General features: G+C 53.3%; 15 protein-coding genes and 1 pseudogene. All 16 read right to left on the bottom strand.

Annotation, left to right across the window (positions count from 1 at the left end; translation table 11 throughout):
* Positions 1-1,145: pseudogene (locus M2298_RS25780) on the bottom strand (late control protein); the annotation flags it as partial.
* Positions 1,146-1,181: 36 nt separating this feature from the next.
* The gene (locus M2298_RS25775) at positions 1,182-1,553 is read right to left on the bottom strand and encodes a DUF4280 domain-containing protein (protein ID WP_122965909.1); all 372 of its coding nucleotides are present in this window, start codon (positions 1,551-1,553) and stop codon (positions 1,182-1,184) included.
* A 35-nt stretch (positions 1,554-1,588) separates the two neighbouring features.
* Entirely contained in the window at positions 1,589-2,221 is a 633-nt protein-coding gene (locus M2298_RS25770; protein ID WP_122965910.1) for a hypothetical protein, read from the bottom strand.
* Positions 2,218-2,736 (bottom strand): hypothetical protein, encoded by a 519-nt coding sequence (locus M2298_RS25765; RefSeq protein WP_280649246.1) that lies wholly within the window; start codon positions 2,734-2,736, stop codon positions 2,218-2,220. The genes M2298_RS25770 and M2298_RS25765 overlap by 4 nt, the downstream gene beginning before the upstream one ends.
* 11 nt (positions 2,737-2,747) lie before the next feature.
* Positions 2,748-3,848 (bottom strand): pentapeptide repeat-containing protein, encoded by a 1,101-nt coding sequence (locus M2298_RS25760; protein WP_280649245.1) that lies wholly within the window; start codon positions 3,846-3,848, stop codon positions 2,748-2,750.
* 15 nt (positions 3,849-3,863) lie between these two features.
* Complete coding sequence (locus M2298_RS25755) at positions 3,864-5,345, bottom strand: contractile injection system protein, VgrG/Pvc8 family (RefSeq protein ID WP_173598228.1); 1,482 nt, start codon at positions 5,343-5,345, stop codon at positions 3,864-3,866.
* A gap of 49 nt (positions 5,346-5,394) precedes the next feature.
* Entirely contained in the window at positions 5,395-6,171 is a 777-nt protein-coding gene (locus M2298_RS25750) for a DNA and RNA helicase (protein ID WP_280649244.1), read from the bottom strand.
* A gap of 42 nt (positions 6,172-6,213) precedes the next feature.
* Positions 6,214-8,868: a molecular chaperone gene (locus M2298_RS25745; RefSeq protein WP_280649243.1), complete on the bottom strand. Its 2,655-nt coding sequence runs from the start codon at positions 8,866-8,868 to the stop codon at positions 6,214-6,216.
* A 51-nt stretch (positions 8,869-8,919) separates the two neighbouring features.
* Entirely contained in the window at positions 8,920-9,615 is a 696-nt protein-coding gene (locus M2298_RS25740) for an iron-dependent peroxidase (RefSeq protein WP_280649242.1), read from the bottom strand.
* Positions 9,606-10,883, bottom strand: a complete 1,278-nt coding sequence (locus tag M2298_RS25735) for a normocyte-binding protein (RefSeq protein WP_280649248.1) — start codon at positions 10,881-10,883, stop codon at positions 9,606-9,608. Before M2298_RS25735 ends, M2298_RS25740 begins: the two co-directional genes overlap by 10 nt.
* Positions 10,883-12,952 (bottom strand): PP2C family protein-serine/threonine phosphatase, encoded by a 2,070-nt coding sequence (locus tag M2298_RS25730; RefSeq protein ID WP_280649241.1) that lies wholly within the window; start codon positions 12,950-12,952, stop codon positions 10,883-10,885. Before M2298_RS25730 ends, M2298_RS25735 begins: the two co-directional genes overlap by 1 nt.
* Before the next feature lie 49 nt (positions 12,953-13,001).
* A complete protein-coding gene (locus M2298_RS25725; protein WP_217022400.1) occupies positions 13,002-13,841 on the bottom strand; it encodes a PP2C family protein-serine/threonine phosphatase in 840 nt (279 codons plus the stop codon).
* A 5-nt stretch (positions 13,842-13,846) separates the two neighbouring features.
* The gene (locus M2298_RS25720) at positions 13,847-14,380 is read right to left on the bottom strand and encodes an FHA domain-containing protein (RefSeq protein ID WP_122965919.1); all 534 of its coding nucleotides are present in this window, start codon (positions 14,378-14,380) and stop codon (positions 13,847-13,849) included.
* 39 nt (positions 14,381-14,419) lie between these two features.
* Positions 14,420-14,977, bottom strand: coding sequence for an FHA domain-containing protein (locus M2298_RS25715; protein ID WP_122965920.1), 558 nt, complete (start codon positions 14,975-14,977; stop codon positions 14,420-14,422).
* Positions 14,978-15,205: 228 nt separating this feature from the next.
* Entirely contained in the window at positions 15,206-15,670 is a 465-nt protein-coding gene (locus M2298_RS25710; protein WP_122965921.1) for a DnaJ domain-containing protein, read from the bottom strand.
* A gap of 153 nt (positions 15,671-15,823) precedes the next feature.
* Complete coding sequence (locus tag M2298_RS25705) at positions 15,824-16,249, bottom strand: membrane-associated protease 1 (RefSeq protein WP_122965922.1); 426 nt, start codon at positions 16,247-16,249, stop codon at positions 15,824-15,826.
* Positions 16,250-16,287 lie beyond the last annotated feature (38 nt).

Below are 16,287 nucleotides of genomic sequence, written 5' to 3'. Positions count from 1 at the left end.
ACCCCCGGGTCCTGCATTTTTTCCGCTTGCTTCTGGACGGCTTCGCCTTGCGGGGCGTGGCGCACGGAGTTCATGACCATGCCGTCGTCCTCTTCTGCGCCGGGGAAGTACAGCTTGACCTTGGAACCAAGCTCTGGCATGAGGTATAAAATCTGGTTGCCTTCTGCGGCGTACGGGAACCATTGGGCTTTGCTTGCGTCTTGTTTTTGGTCCATATTCAGATGAATTTTGACCTGGTTGCGGCCAACCTGAATGATTTTGCCGTCGATGGCTGCGCCGATAATCGCGGAGTTGTACAGCTTCGTTTGCTTGACCGATTCAGGCACAGCGCACACATAGGTCCACTTCAACAGTCCCTGCTCCAGCGTTCCCACAACCTTCGTGATGACAAACGTCCGGCCGTCACGCTGCACTTCATCGCCGATGTGCAGCCATTCGTCGTGAGCGAAGGTGTACGTCGTGTACTGGTATTCGGACAGCGAGGATGCGCCGTTCGCCGCTTTTTTCATGTACGGCGCAATCGCCCGGTTGACCTCGTACGGAGCCGCTTCCAGCTTGATTTGCTTGCGTCCCTCGGGCATTCCGATCCAGAAACGCACCTTGTGGTCACTGACATCCGGGACGAGGACGGCTCCCACATGCGAAGCGATGCGCCTGACAAACGTCCAGTCTGTCTCCTCGTACTGCATGATGAACTTGCCCTGCTTTTTCTCGTCAAAAGCTTGGTCGATGAAATCTCCGCCCGGATAGACGGACAAAGCTTCCTCGACGACATCCCGGTACAGGCGGTCTACCTGTTGAAAAGAGCGTGTTTTCGGACTCAAGTCCATCGCGTATGTATGGGAAATCGCTTGAATCGTCACGTAATGAATATCCCGGACGACTTTGATCTCCACATGCTGCAAGCAACCCATGAAAATCGGCTTTTTCGCCGCGCCCTGTTTCCCGTACAGCCCGATGCCGTCGTGGTTGCTGGCCAGATGGATGATTTCCTCTTCTTTGTCTTCCGGGACGATTCCGGTCAGACGCAAAGTCGCATGCGTGCCCGTCTGATGCAAAAATGTCAGGCTGTCCAGCCGGATCGGTCCATACGGCCAGACGACTTGCAAATCGTGATAGGTCATGACGCCATCTGTTGCCTGCATGTCATTTCCCTCCCTTTTTCAGGTCGCAGGTTGGCGTCAATCTTGTCCGTCCTTGTCAATGGTGATGATGCCTGAGGCAGTGCAAACTAGCCGCGATTTGCTCAGCAAAGCGGGTTCGTTATCCACCAGCACATCCTCTTTTCCGTCCGTCCACTTTTCCGGCGTCTGCGGCACGCACTGGCTTCCCGTCAGCTTGCAAAATCCGAAGCAGCCAATATTCGCACCCGAAGCGTGATCTGCGACGTTCATGACAGGCTTTCCGCGACTGTACACTCCGTGGCACGTAGGCAAGTTTAGCACCCCGGGGTCTGTTCCTTGCGAGCATTTTGCTGTCGCGCCGCGTACGACATACGAATACTCTTCGCCAAATATTCCTGCACTCAGCGCCCTGAGCAAGTTTTCCAGCATATCCCTCTCTCCTTTCCCACTCATTCACCAAAAGCTTATACGCCCTCGCTTATCTTGAGAGTCCGGATCAATGCGGTCGCAAGCGGCTGCCACACCCACGCTTCACTCGCCGAAAACACCAGGCTGCCAAAAAAAGCTCTCCCGTTTAGCGACGTCGCGAACATGATCTGATAAAAGTTGCCGTCTGGCTTCGGAACGACATATTCGTAACTCGCCATTAACCGCCCAGCTTGCTCCCACACATCGTTTTTTACGATCTGCAAACCTGGCGTCTTGCTTTTGATCTGTGCCGTCATCTCACGCAAAAAAATTTCGCTCTCATTCACCGAAAGCGCATGGATCATATGGTTGAGACCAAGCAAAATCGTGCCTGCTTCGTCCTGAAAAGCCAGCTGCTCATGCTGCTGTGCCGTGCTGCTTTTGCCTACCAGTCCTCTCGGCATAAGCTGGAGCGTGCGCGGCAAAATCATGCTTACCTGTCCGTCGAAGATCACTTTCTCCTCAAACGCGAACGTGCGCCCGTCATGCTCCATGCTTCCAAGCTCCGCAGCCGCCAGACATTCTTCCCAGGTCAACTGTGGTCGCTGCCGACTCATCTCCTCCAGCTGCCGCTTCATTTGCAGCTCATTCCACACATCCAAAATTTTTTCATCCCAATGTTCTGTCATGTCTGTCTCCCCGACTCGATCTCCACTTTTTGCAATACGAAACCAGTCAAGCCTCTACGCAGAAAACTTTCCGCCGCATCCAGACTCACCACGATGTACGGCTCCAAAATGCCTTGCACCGAGAAGAAATGGTGTCGCTTTACCTTTTCGTAGTCCAGCACCATTCTTTTCAACGCTCCATTCTGGTGAAACTCGCTGCCCGCGGATAGCGCATCCACCGGGGGAACCTGCATGATCCAATACACATTCCGATCGTTTTGTTGTCGGTCGATCAAATCGACGCGTTTCCAATGAATGCCCAGATTGTACTTGGCGGTAATGGATTTCATCCGGTCGGACAGCATGTACAACGGCCTGTCCAACCAATCCGGATACGTGAGGCTCCCCTCCGACCGGACTTCCAAAACAGTCACGGGCAAAAGCGCCTCGATCCCCTCTTCCAGTGGCAAGCCAGTGGGCTGCACCTTCCGCGAGATACGCCTGTCCTCCGTGAGCAAATAGTAATCCCGCACCATGATCACCTCCTTCATTCCGTTGCCCAGCAAATCTCTTCCCGTTGTTCGTCCGTCAACGCAAACCGATCCTGATCCCGTTCCAAAAAGATCGCCTGTCGTAAATTTGCTCCGCAGAAGCTTGCCCTGTATAGACGAGAATGGCGAAAATCCGCCCCCTCCAGATTCGCCTGATCAAACCGGATGCCAAGCAAGCCTGGTTGCCTATACCGTTTGTCATTGCTTGTCTGTCCGTCTGTGTAAGTGAAATTGGCCCCACGAAGGTCGCTTTGGCGAAAATCGGCATCGCAAAGCAACGAATGGCGAAAGTCAGCGTTTGTCAGCTTGCTGCCGATCCAGTGCGTACCCATCAGCACGCATTGACGAAACTCGCTGTTAGCCAGATCACTGCTGCTAAAGTCGTTGAATCGCAAATCCAGCCCGTCCGCCTTGATCTCGCGCAACTGCATGTTGGCAAATGTCTCGTGCGTACACTGCGCCCCTTTTGTTTGCTCCAGCAGCTTTCTCGCTTCCTCTTCTTCTCTCGCCTGGATATCTTCCACATAGACCGGCTCGCTCAAATCTTTAAACTCGCCCACCCGGATTTGAAATCGCTGCGCTTTTTCCAATTGCTTGTACTCTGGCAGCTTGACCACTTCTGATAGGGAGAGACGGGCAAGAGCTGTCACGAATTGGGCAAAAAAGTCCAACTCCTTGAGCACCATCCGTTCTACATCCGGTGCATCCAGCACGCCCATGTACCTTTTGCGCCGCTCTTCCAAAAGTCGCAGAAGTCCGGAGATTTCTTGAAAAGCCCAGCCTGCGTCATAGCGGGAAAAGCAAGCCGCCTCATCCCAATACCATTTGTCTGTATAAGCTTCGAGCAAATATTGGTTTGATCCGTCCAACACGGACGTGCGCAACAGCGAAAGGTGAATAAATCCGACAGCTGGCATAGCACCTCGTGCCTGCCTTTCTTTAATCTGGATGGCAAACTGCCGCATCGCTTCCACAAAATCCGCTACGAGCCGCTCCCTGTTTTCCAGAAAAAAAGATTCCAAAGCCGCAACACATTCTTCCAGCGCAGGCAAAGCGACCTGCTCGTACAGATGCTGGAGCGCTTCCGCTTTTTTCATGGCTGAACGAGCCTCCTAGTTCATCTTGATTTCCGAGCCCTTCATTTCAATTTTGTCTTCCAACGTAATCGTGTTCCCTTTGCCTGTCAGCTCGATCTTTTGCGCATTGATGTGTATCGTGTTTCCAGACATGTTGATGTCTTGTCCGGCTGTAATGTTCACGTTTTGGTTGCTCACAATCGATATTCCGTGCTTGTCGCTGATCGTAATCGACATCTCCCCTGCGGAAATGACGATTTTATCGGGAGCCAGCACAATTTCTTTTCCGTATTTCGTACGAAACGTCTTGACCGCCGGATCTTTCATCCGATCGTTTCCGCCGCCGCTTCCTCCTGCGGCAGCAGCTCCGCCTCCCGAGCCGCCTGACTTTTTCTTGGCATCCGGTTTGGCGTCTGGAATATCCTTCAGAACCGAGCTGATGGCTATCCCGTCCTCTTCCTTCTTGCTGGGAAAATAAATCCGGATTTGATCGTTGACCTCCGGCATGACGTACCAGCCCGTCTGGTTTTCGGATGTGTAAATCGTCGAGTACGGAAACCAGTAAGCTGTGCTCTGGTCTTGCTGGTCATCCATGTCCAGCTTGGCCCGCACATTGTCATTTTGGATCTGGAGCACGCGTCCCTGGATGGAAGCCCCGATGATCGCATGATTGTACAGCTTCTTGCGGTACATGCCTTTGCGCGGAAACAGCTTGTACGTATGCGTCAAAATGCCGTCCTTGATTTCTGAGACAGCTTCCCCGACCACAAGCGGCCTGTTTTTGAACTGGACTTCGTTGCCTACCTCAAGAACTTGCTCACTCTCTACCTCGTACACCGTATAGTCTTGCTCGTTGATTCCGGGAATCTTATTTTCCGAATCGCTTTGGAACTCGCCCACCCGCTTGTGGACGGTGTAGTGGCCAGCCGTCAATTTGCCCTTGTCCTGGCCGCTTGGCAGTCCAAAGAAAAATTTAGGCAGCGGAAAAGTCGTGGCGGGAACAAGACCGGTATAGAAGCGCGAAGCCATTCTTTTCAGAAACTGCCAGTCTGTCTCCTCGTATTGCATGATAAAGGTGCCAAGCGTTTTGCCTTTGGTAACCGAGTCGATAAAATCGGCTTTACCATACGCTGACAGTACCGTCTTCACCAGATTGGCATACGTCATCGCCGGGTTTTGGAAGGAGCGCTTCTTCGTTTTGACATCGAGCAAATACGTGTACGAAACCGCCTCTACCGACAAGTAATACACGCCCCGACTCGCTTTGACATTGACCCGCAGCACAATCCCCTCAAACCAGGCTGTCGGCTTTCCCTTTCCGTCCGTCAAAACGATTTTGACAGGTGTTTGCGAATTGGTTTGATTCACATAGCTATCCTTCTGCTCCTCGGAAATGATTCCGGTAAACCAAAGCCGCGCGTGCTCGTTCATTTTTTTCACGACTTTCAACGTTTGCAAATGAGTCAGTTCATACGGCATCACTTGGATGTTCTTGTAGGTGAAAAACTGGCTGCTCATCGAATCCCTCCCGTCTGGCTACTGCCTGATTGTTGCCATCCCGCTTCCGCTAATCCACAATCACCCGCTGCCGCCCGGACGCCCGCCACTCTTGTCTGGTCTTGTCGCCGCTCTTCGCCTCTTCCAAAATACGCCCCAAATAGCTGACGATCTGCGGGTTGGAGCTGGCGCGATAGCCGAAGCCCAACCGGGTGCCTATATAATGAAGAATCAGGTCGCGCTCCACTCGCTCGGCGTTGATTCCTTGCGTGGCAAAAGCGAGGTCGAAGGCGTTTGTCGTTTTGGTCTTCAACAGCTCGTGCGAAAAATAACGCAAGATCGCCGGAGCGAGTGTCGGGTATTGCTGGCCTGCATATTCCACATTCGTGAAATTCCACGTGTTGTACTCTGTTGTCAAATCGAGAAAATACGGGTAATCCGAGCGCAGCTTCGCGCCTTCCTTGAGCTTGAAACGGCCCAGCTCGCGCTCATCCGTCCCGATGTCCATGTTCGTATCGAGCACATAGTGCGTCTCGTACGCCAAAAAGTCGGTCAACGTCGTCTGCTCGTCGAAACGTATTTTCAGCATCGTCTCCTTGCCTGTCGCTTCGTACGGGAGCCGTTCCTCGCGATCCAGCAAATAAATCCGGCCTTGATGCTTGATGATGCCGCGGCCGACGACGAGCTGTCCGTCCTCGACCGCAACGTCCATGCCGGAAATAATTCCGTCCGTGTAGGCGAGAAAATGCAGCTCGGCGAGATGTCTCGGATAGTCCCGCAAGCTTTCGAGCATTTCCCGCTTGAGAATCCGCCCCTTGTGAAATTGGGGAGAGAGATGGGAAAACAAGGTTGTTCCCCCCTTCTTGTTCATATGGATTAGGTTGACTCGCTATTTCATGCCGTCGAAAAAGTCCAGCTCGGACAAATCGCTTTCAAAGGCGAAGAACACTTTTTTCCCCAGAAGCAGCTGCTCGTTTTGCCGAGCGACTGGCACCACGTGGAATCCCCATTCGCTGCCGCCTGAAAACACGAAAAACTTGACCTCTCCGTTTTGAATCGAGTCGGTTTCTTCCTGGGGAATGTGGCTTGCGTACTTGGCCTGGATTTCTTCGTAGAGCACAGGCTTGTACGCGCTTCTGTCGTCCGTGTACAAATAGCGCTTGCGCAAAAGTCCGTCGCTTTCCTTGAGGAAAAACTCCACCTCGCTCACTCCGTACGGACGGGAGATGGCCCCATGCACCTGGCTCAGCTTTTCCTGACTGCGAATCAGTATCCGCTCCTGTCTGTTGTGCGTGAACGCCGTCACCGAGTAAGGAACGACAGGCGCGTGATTGGTGATTTGCGCTTCGATGAATCCCGCTTTTTTCGCGCTCTGATAACGAAGTGCGCCGCGCAGGCAGGACAGCTTCAGGTCGGGTACTTTTCCTGCGTCCTCGGACCTTTGGCGAAATTCGATGCTGCGTCCCGGCACGAACTCCTTCAACGCTTCGCGAAACACGTCAATCCGGCACGACTGTCCGGTCAGCTTGATGATGGAAAAGTCCGCGAGCTTTCCTTCCTGATAAAAATCGTCGAGGAACACCCGCAAAATCTCGTAAATGTCCGCCTTGATCAAATGGTTGATCTCTTTGCTGTTGAAGACGACGTCAGGCAAGTCGTACACATCCCGGAAGCGACCATCCTCGCGTATCGACAGCACCCAGCGCTCGACTGCTGTCAGCTTCAAATCCTGCTCCTGACGCTGCTCTCCTTCGGCTGTAAACCGGTTGCGCAAAATGCCCGTCTGACGGAAAAACTCCTTTTTCATATGGTCTGCCAGGTCCCATAAAAAGTGAAAGTTGTTGCGGACGCGCTGATAGTCGTCGCGGCTTTTGTTCTCGTAAGCTTTGTAGCAGGTGGGCAAAAGCGCCTCTGCCTCCCGATAGCGCCGTTCGAATTGCTCGTAGACAGCATTGACGCCAAACTCATCGACGTGCCGGAATATTTCCGAGCCGGGGATGTCGATCAGTTGGTCGATGTCGGTTACGTGGCGGCCTTTGCTGTAGTAGTCGGCAAACACGATTTTCATGAACTGCATGATCCGGTATGTGATGTTGTTGCCGCCAAAGTTCGTATCGCCGTTTTCGTAGGTTGTACTAATGTCGATGCGATAGGAGATGTGGCCATCCTCGATGCGAAAGCGGCACGATGACAAGTCGGTCGTTCCTCCGCCGCAGTCAATGACCAGCGCTTGGTACGTCTCGCCGTCGAGGAAGCTGTCTTTGTCAATCTGGTCCGCGATCGTGTTGAACAGCACCGCCATCCCTTCATCCAGCGCATCCTGCGATTCGATGCGGTATTCCGGCAAAATGTCCGTAAACATCTCGATGAACTGCGTTTTCAGCTTCACAGGACTGGTGATATGCAAGTGCCGAAACCGACACTTGAACTGATGCTCCGCCGTCTGGATGACATGCAGCAGGTACTGCCGCAAAATGTCGCTGCGTTTGACCATGGCCGTATTCCCTTGGCTGTCCATCACTTCTTCCAGCTTGTGATAGCTGTTCACCCAGCGCTTCAATCCGAAAAATACGGTCGCATGCGAGCTGTATCCGTTCTTTTTCATCTGGCGCAGCGCTTCGTAGCCGATGTGGTAGCGCACGTCTTGCGCGACGGAGCAGTCTGCTACCTGGACAACGGTCGGCAATACCTCGATCCACTCTTCTGTTTTCTGGGTCGTGTCTGGAAACGCGACGTAATTGATCGCATTCAGCTTGATCCGGCCATTCAGCAAATCGTTGCTGGAAGGGGCGCTGACATACTGGTGGTCCAAAAAAGCGCCAGCGGTCGTGGAAGAAGTGCCGAAATCAATCGCCAGCACAGCATCCGTCTCTTCCAGCTCCCTGATTTCCAGATCCGTTACAGGCACTTTGTAATAGTGCAAGTTGACAGGGGGGAGCGGCTTATCCTCGGTGTATGCTTTGTACAAATAATCCGAGTCTTGCTTGCGAAAAAAGAGCAGGCTGTAGCTCTGATTCACGGTTTTGCGCCACGGGACGTCCTTGTGGGAAAACAGCATGTACCGTCCCTGCTTGTCTGCCTCTTTGCGCAGCTGAAAAATGCCGCACAGCTCCATGTAGTCATTGACGAGCAGGACATTCGACTCGGACAAGCCTTGGGCCGACTCCACCCGATAGCCATCCAGCCTGTCTACAGCCAGCCCGGCATACAAACTCATCTTCGCCGGGATTTTGATGGAGTCCGCCCCAGGCAGCGGCGTATTCAAGTAGGCATGCAAAGCCGCTTCGATCCGTTCAAAGCCGCCTGTTGTATCCGATTCGATAAACAAGCTCTCCTCCGCGCTGCGAAACCGCAAGATCGTGTTCAGCAATCCTTCCCGATCGAGATTGTTCACAACCGAGCCAACCAGCTTTTCCTTGTAACAAATATTGCGCAGCTGAAAGGTCGTCATCTCCATCAGCTCATCTCGCGTATACGTGGTTTCGTTTCGCGGGACGTCCATGCTGCCTTTTTGAATATGAAGCTTGTACGACATTTTACTCATGAGAACGCTCCTCCCACACCCACATGACTTTCTAGCAAAATCACGTGCCTTCTAGTACATTGCCATGCTGTCGATTTGCATGGTTTCCTCCACATCGAGAATGCCAAAGTGGTTGCGCCAATACACTTCTGTCTGGAAGCGAACAGGCAGGAAAATGTCCTTGATCAGCTCCAGCCTTGCCCGCGCTGCTGCCGTCTCCTCCTGCCCGACATACAGAAGCAGTTCATCCTTCTCCTCGCAGTTTGCGTAGATGGTCGAGCGGGGAAAAATTTTTCGCATCGTGTCCCGCAGCAAATAAACTGCTTCTCCCGTCTCATACAGTCGCAACAAATTGCCCGCAATGATTTCACGTTCTTCCTGGGTGAACAACCGAATGTGATCCGCCGTCCTTTTGCCGAACAGTCCCGCTTCGAGATCGCGCAACACAAAGCGGATGTAGTATTCTCGCTTGTTCATTCCTTGCACCAGATCGATATCGGCCAACAGGTGAATGACGATGTCAAACAAGACGTGACGCAGTTCAGGCTCATCCGTGTAATTGACATCAAACAGCTCGCGGAAAATATCGTCAAAGCGATAGAACGGGTTCACTTCTACCGTCTTGTCCACGGTTTTGGCGTTGATCGCTTCCTGGCTCAGCTCCATGTAAGGCGAGTACACCTTCGCCGCTTGGAACGTAATGTCTCTTTTGGCAACTCCGGCGCGCCTGGCCTTGATGACCAGATCCCAGATGTAGTTCACGCCCATTCTCCTTCGCACTTGTATTCCGGGAAATACATCTGAATCTCGGACACGAGAAAGCTCATCATATCCTCTAAAATAAAGCTGTCGGTTCCGCGCTTGCGAAAGCCGAGATGCATGATTTTTTTATCGTGCTCCACGCGGACATTGTCGCTGATAAACGGATTCATCTCATACGTAGCGGCCGTCCCTTTGCTTTTTTCGCGAATTTCCACATGCAAAAGCTCCAGCTGCTCCGCTGCTTCGAAGGAGTGGACGATGCGAATGATCTCTCCCTTGGCCCGGACCGGCATTCCTTGCTTGCGCGCGAAGCTGGTGACAAAGCTGCTCTTGCGGCGGTTGGACACCAGTTCATAGTGCAGGCGGGACGTAGGCGTCTCGACAGGCTGGGTAATTTTGCAGACGTGCCAAATTCCCGACTTTTCCTGGGGAGACACGATGGTCAATTCTTCGGGCGTGCGCTTGATATAGCGGATCAGCGCTTCGTCGCCGTCTACCAAATACCCGTGCTGGCTCCCTGTCTTGCGCAGCGACAGCACGTGCTCGAAGTTCACCCGATCGGTAGCAGGCACGGGGAAGCCGATATTTTTCAAGGCCAGCCGTTCGATGTTCCAGAGCGGGATGACGTCCAGCTTTTTGTAAGGCTCCCACTCTTCCAGGTGGACGGACACTTCCACGATCTCCTCGTCCTCGCCAAGCTCGCCCTCGCAGGAGACGAGGATGACGTCGAAAAACTTGTTCGCGTACGGATGGTTCACGGTTTTCCACGGCATGCCGTTTTTTTGAAACATGTTATACAGCTTTTCCAGCTCGTTTACGTACAGCGGGTTTGGCTGCAAGCGCACTTCGATCGGGTACGAATGCTCCGCTGTCGTCAAACGCCCCTGAAAATGCCGCTTGCCATGCGCAAGCGATTGGAGACGGCTGTACTCGCACTCCAGAAAAATCGTCATGAGCACCGCTTCTTCCTGTCGGGCGAGTTGCTCAAACAACTCCTTGCGATCGAACCATGTTTTTTGTTCGTCGCCCGGAATCATCGGGTACAAATAGTCGTGAATCGGATCGAAGTCATCCCGCTGACATAGCGTGACGTAAATATCGTGCTTCTCTTCCTTGTCCTCAAATTCGGAGAAGACACGCTGCTCCAGCTTCTTTTGCATGTCCTCCTGATATTCGACCAGATGCAAAAACACGCTGTTCATCATCTGCTTCAGCATCCGGCGCTGTTCCAAATCTTCCATTTTGTTCAAACGGTCCAGTACGATCTCTTTCATCATGGTGCTGTGACAGCCTCCTTTTGCGCCGGATTGGCTGGTGATTCGGCAGCGGACTTGCCCTCGACTGGCCGAGCGGAAGGAGCCGGACTGGCGGCTTGGCCCGGTTTGGGTGCTTGTTGCTGCACCGCCGGGGGTGGAAGTGCTGCCGGACTCGGGGTGGTGACATGCCCAGAATTGCCCCCTTGCTGCTGTACCGCCGGGGCGGGAGTTGCGACCGGACTCGGGGTGGCCGCATGCCCCGCATTACCCCCTTGCTGCTGCGCCGCCGGGGGTGGAGTTGTTGCCGAAGTCGGTGGGCTGACATGCCCTGCATTGCCTGCTTGCTGCTGCGCCGCCAGGGGTGGAGTTGTTGCCGAAGTCGGTGGGCTGGCTTGACCCGCATTGCCCGCTTGCTGCTGCGCCGCCGAAGCTGGGGTTGTTGCCGGAGTCGTGTTGCTGACTTGACCCGCATTGCCCCCTTGCTGCTGTGCAGCCCATGGCACAACCTGCGGCGTGCTTTGCTCAGCAGCAGCAACAGGCACTGCGGCTGGCGGATTCAGCTTTTCCTCCACCTTGGTCACTTTGCGCTCCATCGCCAAAACTTTTTCCAGCACGCCGATTTCCTGATACATCTCCTGCGCCATCGTGTACGATTCGATGGCCGCCGCAAAATCGCCAGCGGCGTAGCTGTCGTCGCCTTTTTTCTCCAGCTTGTCTGCGGACAGCATTTTCTGCTCTTTGCTGATGCCCGTTTTCTTCGCTTCCACCTCGTCCAGCTTCGCCCGAATCTCTTTTTCCCCCGTGAGGTAGGACGATTCCAGCGCCAGCTTTCTCGCCTTTTGATAAAAGGCGGCAGCCCCTTCGTAGTCTTGCGCCTCGAACAGCATGTCGCCTTCCTTCTTCCACTGCATCACGAGCAAATACGATTCGGTCTTTTCCTTTTTGGCAGCAATCTCCGGCTCGTTGAAATCGTCCCGGCCTTTCATTTCCTTGAGCGCCTTGTCGTATTTTTCCAGCGCTTTCTGATACTGCTCGTCCTTCATCGCCGTATCCCCGTCCACGATGAGCTGGGTGATTCGCTGCTTTTTGTTCAAAAGCGCCGCGTGGATTTTGTCCTTGACGATGTTGGCGGCATTGCGCGCTTCGCTGTATTCCTTGAGCGCTTTCGGATAGTCGCTTTCTTCGATAAACGCATCCCCGTTCTGCTCGTGCTCGAACATGCCTGTCGCAGCATCGGCGATTCTCTCGGCTTCCTTCATCTTGAACAAAAGGGCGCCGCCTCCTGTCAAGGCAAGCAACAGGACGATAATCGCGACCCGCTTGATGATTCGCCACTTTTTCTGCGGATCGGTCTTGAAAATCTTGTTGGCAAAAATCGCCGCAGCCGTATAGTTGTTCACCACACGCTGCTGTTTGCTCAACAAGACATCCTCCACCGTATCGATCAGCGCTTCGGGATCTTTTGCTTCCTCAAGCGCGTCCTGCATCTCGGCTGGACCGACTCCCTCCCACACCCCCGGAGTGGTCAAAAGCAAGACGTCTCCGTCGTACAGCGGCAGCTTTTTGGAAATGTACGGGCGAAATTCATCCGGCGTTCCCAAGTAATTCAACAGATTGTGGCGCTCCTCGTGGCAGTCAAGCACGTCCTCTGCGATTTCTTCTCCATCCGCCATCTGTTGCGACAGACTCTGGTCCTTGCTCCGCAAATGCAGCCGTCCGTTGCGAAACATATACAGTCTCGTGTTCCCGGCCACACCGTAAACGACGCGGGCATAGTCGGTGACGATCAGCGTCAGACTGGCCTTCAGCCGCACCCGATGGCTCTCCTGCCGGAGCACGCGATGCGCTTCCTGCAAGTAGCGGCTGATGCGATAGCGGGAGAGAGACGGCTTTTGCATAAAGTGTCCCAGGACGCTTTTGACCGCAAGCTCGGCGCTCTGCACTTCCTGATCCGCATCCAGGCCGCGGGCGATCACCCAGCAAGCGATATCATCCAGTTCGGTGTAGGCAAAGTAATCCTTGTTGCGCACATGCGTGCCTGACTCGGACAAAAATCCGGTTACAAATTCACTGTTGTCCCTTCTCATCCTTAACTACCCGCTCCTCCTTCTCTTCCGGATGCTGCTGCCCTCGCCCTCACCAACCTTTTTCCAAAATCAGAATGGTCGCGTTGTCCTGGTTGGCTTTTTGCTTGCTCTCGACGGCATCGATGATTTGCTCGGCAGCATCGTGGGAGGAAATGTTCTGAAACAAGATTTTCTCCAGCTCCACTTCTGTCAACGTATCGTAGACGCCGTCGCTGATCAGAATCACCTTGTCGCCCTTCTCCAGCGGAAAAGGTTCGCGGCCAATCTCGATATTATGAAAGCCTTCGTAGCCGAGGTAATTGATCAGCTGCTTTTTCTTTGGATGGCTGATCGCTTCGTCTTTGCTGATTTCCCCCGCGAGAAAACGCTCTTCCAACACCGATTCGTAAATGTCCTTTTGATTGATCGGAATAAATTCTCCCCCGCGAAAAACAGTCAGGACACTATCCCCGACCGCGCCCCAATGCAGCATGCCGTCGTGAATGACTGCCGCAACCAGCGTAGTGCCTCCCCGGCTGCCTTTTAGCGCCTGCAAAATCTCCCCGTTGGCAAGCGTAGCGGCTCGGGAAAAGAAAAGAGAGAGGTGGCGCGGATGGTCCAGCTTGGCGAACTCGCGAATAAACGTCTGGACGGCCAAAGTCGATGCCAGTCTGCCGTTGGCAAGGCCGCTGATGCCGTCTGCCAGCACAGCAATCGTTCCGTGCGAGGTCGTTGTCGTGGCAAAATAGTCATCCTGCTCTGCTCTTCTGCCAATCGTCTGTCCATTGCCAATCTGAATGACCGGATGCTTTTCCTCTCTGATCCAAGCGGCACGAACGCGAAACAACCAAATGATGACGGCTATGACGGCAAACACAACCAGATAAGGAATGATCTCCTGTGCAAACATGCTCATCATTCCTTGCCTTTGCTTGCGTTGTCCCATTCAAAGTGAACCCCGCACAGCGGGATGAAAATAAACGTACTGCCGCCAAGCTGGATGACGTCATAGGCAGTCAGCTCGACTGGCGTGTACACCGCTTCGTTATTGTGGTAAGCCAGACCGGAGGCATCGCCGGGGAGCAGGTAGAAATTGCGCTTTTTCGGATCGTAGACGATGACGGCATGGTTTCTGCGAGAAATTTTGTTATCCCCGATGATGCGGATATGCATATCCTCGGAGCGTCCGATGAAGTTTTTTTCTGCCATGATGCGATAGTCTTGTCCCTGCTGTGGCCCATCGATGCAGACCAGCCAGCCTGTGACAGGCTCGATGCCTTCTGTCTCCCCCAAGTAAGGCATGGTCTTGTCATCTTCGTCGCCGCCCCTGGCAGGCATTCGGTTCTCCGCCTTTGCCGCAGGCTCTACCACCAGGCTGCAATACGGGCAAGTGCTGCCGTGTTTTCTCGTGCTAAACATGTGTCCATTTGCGCATCTCGTCAAACTCATTCAAGTCTTCCCCCGTTTCGTGTCTCTCCACCTGCTCGTCTACTTCAGCAGCAAGCGTGTATTGGCTATGTAAATGATGTCGCCCGCCTTCACTTTGTGCGGCTGCTCGATTTCCAGCTTGTTCTTGTCGCGGCTGTTCGGCTGTTTGATTCCAGTGCCGTTGCGGGAGTGAACATCCTCGATAAACCAGTTGCCCGAAGCATGGTTGAGCACTGCATGCTGTTTGCTGATCAGAGCAGCGTACTCGGCGTCAGACAAGTCGATGTCGACTTCGTTCTGGTTCGTGTTTTTGCCGATCAAAAGCGAGGTCGCTCCCTGGATAAACCACTCCTTCACGCTCTCGCCGTCCTCGTCCAGCAGCACGAGCTTGGAAATGCCTGTTTCCTTCCTGTCCTCCTTCTCGTCCGGGCTTCCGACCGTGACAATAAACATGCCGAATAAAAAAAGCCCAAAGGCAATTCCCGTAAAAATCTTCAGAGCGTTGCTGTCTGTGTAGCCAAAAACATAAATGAGTTCGCCAAACAAAAGAATTGCAATCAACAGCTCGATCAGCTTTACCCTGACAGATTTTTGATAAGCCTTGCTTTTCTTTGCCATCTTGAGTACCCCCCTTACGAAAAAGTGCCCCAAGCTTTGGGAGAATGGTTTTTTGCTGACATCCATCCAAAGAAAGGAGCAGGTTCGGTGCTTCTATGTCCATAAAAGAGCGGCCATCCGCCTTGTCATCGTTTCGGTCTCTTCGCCTGCTGTCAGGATGTCGCCCGATTTTTCCTTTTTAGGTATGCCGTCTGTTTGGTTAGCTGCTCTGTCTTGGCTGACAGCGTCTTATTTTTTCTTCATGCGAAAAAACTGCTCGAACGTATCTGTGGTATCCAGCGGATTTTTTTTGCCGCGGTTCATGCTCTTCTCGTTGACCTCTCCTGTTTTCGGATGAAAGCCGAAAAACTGCTCAAACGTCTTGTGCAAATCTTCCATCGAAGCGCCCGGATTCGCTCGCTGCTGGTTCGCTTTCGCCTGGCCCTGCGCCCTTGCTTGCTCAGCGCCGTTTCTTTCACGGGCTTGTCCTCTTCCCTGGACAAACGCTTCGTAACGCGCGTCGTAGGCTTCCCGCGCAGACTCGTCCTGCAAAGTCTGGTACGCCTCTGTTATATCTTTGAAAAGCTGTTCGGACTCCTTGCTCCCCGCATTCACATCGGGATGGTGCTGCTTCGCCAACTGTCGGTACGCTTTCTTGATGTCGTTTTGGGAGGCCGTCTTCGCAAGCCCCAAAATCTCGTAATAATTTTTCACCACAGCACCCTCTGTCTGGCTTTTTGGAAAACCGTACCTTGAACACGGCTTTCAAGGTACGGCTCGTTTACTCTTTTGAAAGAAAAGAAGCTGTGACCGCTTGCGGTCGATCCGCTGGACGCGACCGTTTGGCCAGTCCTTCGCGGCAAAAGACTAGACAGCGTAGCCGCCTTCGATTTTCGCGAACTCGGTTTTGTCTTTCTTTTGTTTGATGAAGATGCTGAATGTACCAACACCTTCTGTATCGCCGAATGTCTCGTTGTAATCGACGACGAAAGCGTTCGGGAAGTAGATTTTGCGAATGACCTGGTCAGCAGCGATCACTTCCAGTGTCACTTTGCGGTAGCAGTCTGCTTTTTCCGCTGGAACCAAAGACCACAGAGCCAGCTTCATCGTGTCATCGGCGCTGTCGCCGTCCGTTGCTGTAATGATTTTGCCTGTCAGACGCAGTGTTGCCCCTACGTCAGTGGAACGAGCGTTGGAATCATCTGGAGTATCCGTGTCGTACTTGACTGTTTGGATGTTGTCCATTCCCAGCTCGATTGTTTCGGAACCTTCTACTTTGAGTCGAAAACCCATGAAAAAAACCTCCTTGGCGTATATGTGTGCTCTCGAAT

Origin of the sequence: Brevibacillus sp. 1238, from assembly GCF_029892995.1 — a bacterium.
Classification (GTDB): domain Bacteria; phylum Bacillota; class Bacilli; order Brevibacillales; family Brevibacillaceae; genus Brevibacillus; species Brevibacillus parabrevis.
Note: the sequence above shows the minus strand (reverse complement) of the source record. Positions and strands in the feature narration are given on the sequence as shown.